7 protein-coding genes and 1 pseudogene are annotated in these 6,730 nt (G+C 67.7%); 1 reads left to right on the top strand and 7 read right to left on the bottom strand.

What is annotated here, in order from left to right; all coding sequences use genetic code 11:
• A partial coding sequence (locus RMO30_RS01995) for a hypothetical protein (protein WP_309708828.1) occupies nucleotides 1–357 on the top strand: 357 nt, incomplete at its 5' end.
• On the opposite strand, the gene RMO30_RS02000 is transcribed toward RMO30_RS01995, so the two are convergent.
• From RMO30_RS02000 to RMO30_RS02030, 7 genes and pseudogenes are all read right to left on the bottom strand, one after another.
• On the bottom strand, nucleotides 338–1,669 hold the full coding sequence (locus RMO30_RS02000) for an aspartate aminotransferase family protein (RefSeq protein ID WP_309708831.1): 1,332 nt from the start codon (nucleotides 1,667–1,669) through the stop codon (nucleotides 338–340). The genes RMO30_RS01995 and RMO30_RS02000 overlap by 20 nt on opposite strands.
• Nucleotides 1,670–1,751: 82 nt before the next feature.
• The gene (locus RMO30_RS02005) at nucleotides 1,752–2,909 is read right to left on the bottom strand and encodes an ABC transporter substrate-binding protein (RefSeq protein ID WP_309708833.1); all 1,158 of its coding nucleotides are present in this window, start codon (nucleotides 2,907–2,909) and stop codon (nucleotides 1,752–1,754) included.
• A 46-nt stretch (nucleotides 2,910–2,955) separates the two neighbouring features.
• Nucleotides 2,956–3,744, bottom strand: a complete 789-nt coding sequence (locus RMO30_RS02010) for an ABC transporter permease subunit (protein WP_309708836.1) — start codon at nucleotides 3,742–3,744, stop codon at nucleotides 2,956–2,958.
• Complete coding sequence (locus RMO30_RS02015; RefSeq protein WP_309708839.1) at nucleotides 3,741–4,550, bottom strand: ABC transporter ATP-binding protein; 810 nt, start codon at nucleotides 4,548–4,550, stop codon at nucleotides 3,741–3,743. The genes RMO30_RS02010 and RMO30_RS02015 overlap by 4 nt, the downstream gene beginning before the upstream one ends.
• On the bottom strand, nucleotides 4,547–5,437 hold the full coding sequence (locus RMO30_RS02020; RefSeq protein WP_309708842.1) for an ABC transporter permease subunit: 891 nt from the start codon (nucleotides 5,435–5,437) through the stop codon (nucleotides 4,547–4,549). Before RMO30_RS02020 ends, RMO30_RS02015 begins: the two co-directional genes overlap by 4 nt.
• The gene (locus RMO30_RS02025; RefSeq protein WP_309708845.1) at nucleotides 5,437–6,465 is read right to left on the bottom strand and encodes a TIGR03842 family LLM class F420-dependent oxidoreductase; all 1,029 of its coding nucleotides are present in this window, start codon (nucleotides 6,463–6,465) and stop codon (nucleotides 5,437–5,439) included. The genes RMO30_RS02020 and RMO30_RS02025 overlap by 1 nt, the downstream gene beginning before the upstream one ends.
• Before the next feature lie 107 nt (nucleotides 6,466–6,572).
• Nucleotides 6,573–6,730: pseudogene (locus RMO30_RS02030) on the bottom strand (dihydropyrimidinase); the annotation flags it as partial.

Consider the following 6,730-nt stretch of genomic DNA (forward strand, 5'->3'; position numbering starts at 1 on the left):
GCCGCGCTCACCGAGATGAACGCGCGGATCCGCACCGAGGAGAGTTTGCCCTTCGTCCATACGGGCTCATCGCTGGCAGATTCCGCCGTGTGGAACCTCATCACCGACTACGGCGACTTCGACATCTCGTTCGTTCCGAACGGAACGAACGGGTTCAGCGATCTCAACCGGGACGCCATCGAGATGACAATCGCAGGTGTCGGGGTGCGCGTAGCGTCCCTCGCCGACATCATCCGCTCGAAACAGGCCGCCAACCGCCCCAAGGATCAGCGCGTGCTGCCGACGTTGCGCGAGATCCTCGCCTCGCGCAACCCGCGCAATCAGGCAGAGGCGGGCCTCAGCCCCCGATCGCCGTGAACGCCTCATCGATGATCGCGAGGCCGCGCAGGGCCTCCTCGGACGTGATGACGCACGGTGGCACGACGTGGAGCCGGTTGTCGATGACGAACGGCAGCAGTCCGCGCTTCAACAACTCAGCTTTGAGCGCCCCCACTACCGACGGCGCCACCGGCTCGCGGGTTTCCCGGTCGGCCACGAGGTCGAGCGCCCAGAACACCCCGAGCCCGCGTACCTCTCCGATCATCGGATGCTGTTCAGCGAGCGCCTGCAGGCCGGGCCCGAGCACGTGTTCCCCGATGGAGGCGGCGTTGTCGATGATGCCCTCCTCCTCCATCGCGTCGATGGCGGCGACGATCGAGGCCATGGCGAGCGGATGTCCGGAGTAGGTGAGGCCCCCCGGAAAGACCTGGTCGTCGAAGGCGCCCGAGATCGACTCCGAGATGATGACTCCACCCGCCGGCACGTAGCCCGAGTTGACGCCCTTCGCGAAGGTGATCAGGTCAGGCACGATGCCGTCGGGGTTGACTTGTGGGTGCTGCCACGAGAACCACGACCCGGTGCGACCGAACCCTGACATGACCTCGTCGAGGATCAGCACGATCCCGTACGTGTCGCACAGCTCGCGCACGCCCGTGAGGTAACCGGGCGGCGGAACCATCACCCCGGCCGTGCCCGGTACACCTTCGAGCAGGATCGCGGCGATCGACGACGCACCTTCGCTGACGATGACGCGTTCGAGGTGGTGGAGGGCGCGCTCCGCCTCCTGCTCGGGCGAGTCGGCCCAGAATTCGGACCGGTAGAGGAACGGCCCGAAGAAGTGCACGTGCCCGCGCGCGTACTCGTTCGGCACGCGACGCCAGTCGCCGGTCGCGACGACGGCCGCGCCGGTATTGCCGTGGTAGCTGCGGTAGGTGCTGAGCACCTTGTCGCGGCCGGTGGTGAGCCGCGCCATGCGGATGGCGTTCTCGTTGGCATCCGCACCGCCGTTGGTGAAGAACACCTTGCCGAAGTGGGAGCCGGCCTTCGCCAGGATGCGCGCTGCCGCTTCGCCGCGGGCAAGATTCGCGTGCGCGGGGGCAACCATCGGCAGCTCGGCCGCCTGCGCCTGGATCGCCGCAACGACCTTGGGATGCGTGTGGCCGATGTTCATGTTGACGAGCTGGCTCGAGAAGTCGAGGTAGCGCGTGCCGTCGTAGTCCCAGACCTCGCTGCCGGAGCCTCCGGCGACGACGAACGGGGTGAGCGCACCCTGCGCCGACCAGGAGTGGAAGACGTGCGCGCGGTCGAGGTCGTAGCTGCGGGTTCCGAGGCTCGGATCGAGATCGCTCATCGGTGGTGCCTTTCGTGAAACGGGGTGGAGCGGATGGTGCGGGGCGCCTCGCCAGGAGCCGCCCCGCACCTGTACTACCTGGTTACTGACCGCCCTCGGTGAGGGTGACGTCGATCGGCGAGTATTCACCGTCGACGATCACGCCCTCCTCCTCGAGCTCCGCGAGCGCCTGCTCGATGAACTCGTTCGAGTACGCCGAGGCTCCGGGCTCCGCGGTGATCAGGTTGAGGCCGTCCTGGTTGGTTGCCGCGAGCGCGCCCGCGACCGTCTTCTCCCAGGCACTCGCGTCGATCAGGCCGAACTTGCCGCCGGCCCAGATCAGCTTGTTGACCTCGTTCATCTGCCACAGCTGGTGCACCGGGCCGACCGGGAAGGCGAGTTCGGCACTGGTGGCAGCCTCGAAGACGATCGCGGCGGCATCCTCGGGGTTGTCCCGCGAGTACACCCAGCCCTTGATGATCGCCTTCAGGAAGCGCACGGCGGCGTCGGCGTATGCCGGGTCGTCGAGCCGGGCGGTGTCGGCCCAGATCGCATCCTGGAGCATCGCACCGGCGGTGTCCTCGTAGGAGATGACGTTGAAGTCATCCGGCTGGTAGAGCTCACCGGTCGCGGGGTTCACGACCTCGAGCACCTGCGCCCACTCGTTGTACGTCATCGCCTGTGCGGCGTCGACGTCACCATCGAGGAGGGCGTTCATGCTGAAGTCCTGCGTCGTGATCGACACGGTCGTCGAGTCGAGACCCTCATCCGCCATCGCGGCGAAGATCTCCCACTCGTTGCCGAAGCCCCACGAGCCGATGCGCTTGCCTTCGAAGTCGGCGACCGACTCGATGCCGCTGTCAGCCCACGACACCTGGAGAGTGCCGGACTTCTGGAAGACCTGGGCGATGTTCGTCAGCTCGACACCGCTGGCTTCGAGGGTGCCGAGCACCTTCGGAACCCAGGCGATCGCGAAGTCGACATCTCCCGCGACGAGAGCGTCCTGCGGCACGATATCGCCACCCGAGGGGACGATCTCGACGGAGTCGAAGCCCTCCTCCTCGAAGAAGCCCTGGTCGAGGGCGACGTAGTAGCCGGCGAACTGTGCCTGCGGCAGCCACTGCAGCTGCAGGCTGATCTCGGTGAGCGGCTCGAAGTCGCCGGCATCCCCTGAGTCGGCGGGTGCGGTGCACGCGGCGAGCGTGACCGCGGTCGCGGCGGCGGCGGTTGCCAGAAGCGCGCGCCTGATGCTGTGTTTCATGCTGTGTCCTTTCATCGGTGGAACGGGTGGTGCACTGAGGTGCCGGTCAGACCGGCGATCGCCTCGTCACGAGCCGCTCGAGCAGCGACGTGACGAGGAAGAACAGGAGGCCGATGGCGATCGCGCCGGCGACATACGCCCACGCCAGGGCCGCGCGGCCGGATTTCGCGTAGCTGGCGATCGCGGTGCCGATGCCGTCGGCCGGTCCGCCGAAGTACTCCGCGACGAGGGCCGAGATGACAGCGAGCGACGCGGCGATCCGCACGCCCGTGACCAGGTAGGGCAGTGCCGTCGGAAGCGTCAGCTTGCGGAAGGTCTGCCAGCCGGTCGCCCCCGACGCCCGCAAGAGGTCGCGGTGCACCGGACGGGTCTGCCGCAGACCGCGCAGCACGTTGATGAACACCGGGATGAAGGCCGCGATCGCCGCGACCGCCTGCCGGCCGAACTGGCTCGAGGCACCGAACATCGTGTTGAGGATCGGGGTGAGCGCCACGATCGGCACGACGGCGAGAGCCGCGACGAGCGGAGCGAGCATCCCGTCGATCGGTCGGGCCGCGGCGGCGAACCCCGCGAGCACGACCCCGAGCAGCGCCCCGAACAGCAGGCCGACGAGCGCGTTGGTGCCGGTGATGAGCATGTCGTCGCCGATGATGCCGATGCGCAGCGCGAGTTCGGCTCCGATCGCGGCGGGTCCCGGCACCATCCGCGGCGCGATTTTCAGCACGTCGACCGCCAGCACCCAGACGGCTACGAGCAGGATTCCGACGACAACCGGTGCAACGAACCTCAGCCAATTCGGCAGCGCGGTCGGTCCCTGAACCTCTCGAAGGGTCATCGCTCGTTCGCCCGTTCCACCGGGGCACCGTGCAGTGCCTCACGCACCTCGGTGACTTTCGCGAAGTACTCAGGCGACTCGCGCAGCGCCTCGGCGCGATTCGCCCCGAGCCCGGTCTCGATGACGTCGGTGATGCGTCCGGGGCGCGGGCTCATCACGACGACGCGGTCGGAGAGAAAGACCGCTTCGGGAATCGAGTGCGTCACGAACACGACGGCGGCGGCGGTTTCGGCGGCGATGCGCGCCAGTTCCGACTGCAGGTACTCACGGGTCATCTCGTCGAGTGCGCCGAACGGCTCGTCCATGAGCAGCAGCCGCGGATGCTCGGCGAGGGCCCGGGCGATCGCGACGCGCTGCTGCATCCCACCGGAGAGCTGGTCGGGATAGCGGTCGACGAAGTCGCTGAGGCCGACCAGTTCGGCGAGTTCGGCGACCCGAGTCACACGGTCGGCGGCGCCCACCCCGTGCAGTTCGAGCGGCAACGCCATATTGCCTGCCACGGTTCGCCAGGGCAGCAGACCCGACTGCTGGAACGCGATGCCGTAGTCCTGGTCGACACGTGCCGCGCGAGCCGGCTTGCCGAAGATCTCGAGCGTTCCGGTCGAGGCTTCATCGAGATCGGCGATGAGGCGCAACAGGGTCGACTTGCCGCATCCCGAGGGTCCGATGAGCGAGACGAACTCGCCGGCCGCGACCTCGAGCTCGACACCGGTGAGCGCGACGACATCGCCGCCCTTCGTCGGGAACGTCTTGCCGACGCCCTCAGCTTTCACGGCCGGAATGGATGTGGTGGTCACGGTGGTCACGCCGTCGCCTCTCCGCGTCGATAGTTGCGCAAGGCCAGCCCAACGAGTGCGACCGAGCCGGCGGCCACGAGGCCAAGCGCGATCGAGCCGAAGGTCGGCCCCCAGGGGGCTGCCGGGTCGCTCGACCCCTGCCCCGCCAGTTGGATGAGCATGCGCCCGATGCCGCCCCGCATGCCGATCGACACTTCCGCGACGACGGCGCCGACGACGGCGTTCGCGGCGGCAAGCCGAAGCGCAGGCAACAGGTAGGGCACGGCGGCCGGCAGCCGCAGACGCAGCAACGTCGACCGGTAGCCGGCGGCGTAGCTGCGCATCAGATCGAGGTGGATGCGGTCGGGCGATCCGAGGCCCTTCAACGCCCCGATGGCGACCGGGAAGAACGCGAGGTACGAGGCGATCACAGCGACCGACACCCACTGCGGCCAGGGAAACCCGCCGCGATCGATCTGGTTGCCGATGACGTTGACGACAGGCGCGAAGGCGATCAGCGGAACCGTCTGGCTGACGACGATCCAGGGCAGCAGCCCCCACTCGACGAGCCGCCAGCGCTGCATGGCCAGGCCCAGCAGCATCCCGACCGCGACGCCGATCGCCCAGCCGACCGCAGCGATCCCAAGGGTCAGCAGGGCGGCCGAGGCGACGGAGACGATGAGCGGCGGGGTGTCTCCCCCGCTCGTCGACTCGAACAGCCGGGCGACCATGTCCCACAGGTGCGGCATCGCGCGGTCATGGGCACGCGGCAGCAGCATGACGCCCGAGCCGGTCTCGCCCGCGATCGCGCCGACGACGAAGCCGTCCGCCGGCCCGAGGAACTTGTAGAGCTCCCAGGCGACCGCAACGGCGAGGATGCCCGCGGCACCCCACGCGACCGCGGTCCAGCGCCGCATTACGACTTCGCCGTGAGGTGGTCGACCATCGCAGGGATGACGGTCTCGCCGTAGACGCGGAGAGTTTCCTCCTTGTTGTCGTGCTGCAGATAACCGGCGAACTGGTGCACGCCGATCGCCCGTAGCTCCTCGAGCTTGGCGATGTGATCAGCAGCCGTGCCGAGGATGCAGAACCGGTCGACGATCTCGTCGGGCACGAAGTCGACGTGATCGTTCTCGGCCTTGCCGTGCGAGTTGTAGTCGTAGCCTTCGCGACCCTTGATGTAGTCCGTGAGTGCCTGGGGAACGGCACCGCTGTCGCCGTACTTCGCGACGATGTCGGCGACGTGGTTGCCCACCATGCCACCGAACCAACGCGACTGTTCGCGCGCGTGGGCGAGCCCGGCATCCGTTCCATCGGTGATGTAGAACGGGGCGGCGACGCAGAACGTGATCGTGTCGGGGTCGCGCCCGACCTTCTCGGCGGCGTCCCGCACCGTCGCGATCATCCACTTCGCGATGTCGATGTCGGCGAGCTGCAGGATGAAGCCGTCGCCGACCTCGCCCGTCAGCTTGAGGGCAAGCGGGCCGTAGGCGGCGACCCAGACCTCGAGCTCGCTGCCCTGGCTCCATGGGAAGCGCAGTTCGGCACCGTTGTATTCGACGCTGCGTGAGTTGCCGAGCTCGCGGATGACGTGGATCGACTCGCGCAGCTCTTTGAGCGTCGTCGGCTTGCCGTTGGTGACCCGCACCGCCGAGTCGCCTCGGCCGATGCCGACGACCGTGCGGTTGCCATACATCTCGTTGAGGGTGGCGAAGACGGATGCCGTGACGGTCCAGTCCCGCGTCGCGGGGTTGGTGACGAACGGGCCGACCTTGACGCGCCTGGTCTCGGCGAGGATCTGGCTGTAGATGACGTAGGGCTCCTGCCAGAGCAGGTGCGAATCGAACGTCCACACGTGGCTGAACCCATACTGCTCGGCGAGCTTGGCCAGGTGAATGGTGCGCGACGCCGGCGGGTTGGTCTGAAGTACTGCCCCGAAGTCCATCGGTTACCCCACCCCATTGTCGACTTGGCTGGATCTAGGAGCGGTTGGACCCGAATCGACTGGGGTCCAAGCCCGCCGGGCTGGATCTAAGTGGAAAATCACGGCGTTCATACGAGGTACTGCGACAGGCCGCGCTTGAGGAAGCGGCCGTCGCCCTTTGCGCCGAGGTACTGGTTGTTGTCGACGATGACCTTGCCGCGGCTGAGGACGGTGTCGACATGGCCGTCGATCTCGTAACCCTCCCACGCGGAGTGGTCCATGTTCA

The sequence above is a fragment of the Pseudolysinimonas sp. genome, assembly GCF_031389465.1.
Lineage (GTDB): Bacteria > Actinomycetota > Actinomycetes > Actinomycetales > Microbacteriaceae > Pseudolysinimonas_A.